Origin of the sequence: Shewanella electrica, from assembly GCF_022321485.1 — a bacterium.
Taxonomy (GTDB): Bacteria; Pseudomonadota; Gammaproteobacteria; order Enterobacterales; family Shewanellaceae; genus Shewanella; species Shewanella electrica.
Genome location: NZ_JAKOGG010000425.1, coordinates 1 through 260 on the forward strand (window position 1 = coordinate 1; position 260 = coordinate 260).

The 260-nt window shown below is 36.2% G+C and carries 1 protein-coding gene; it reads right to left on the bottom strand.

The features are described 5' to 3' along the window. A partial coding sequence (locus tag L9G74_RS24365) for a hypothetical protein (RefSeq protein WP_238898716.1) occupies positions 1 to 260 on the bottom strand: 260 nt, incomplete at both ends.

Here is a 260-nt window from a genome sequence, read left to right on the forward strand (position 1 = left end):
TACCTTCTAACTCAGCAGGTGCAATTTCATTCTTAATTTCTTCGTATAAAGTATGCGGTATAACACTAGCACTCGCACCCATATCACATAAGCCATGATAACAATGATCTCCTATTTTAACAGAAATAACAGGCACGCCTACCACAGGTCTATGTTTATCTTTAGCACAAGGTTTAGCAATTCTAGCAGTTTCACCTTCGAACTGAATAACATGCCCATCAATATTATCAGACAAGACATCTTTAACAATAGCAATATTA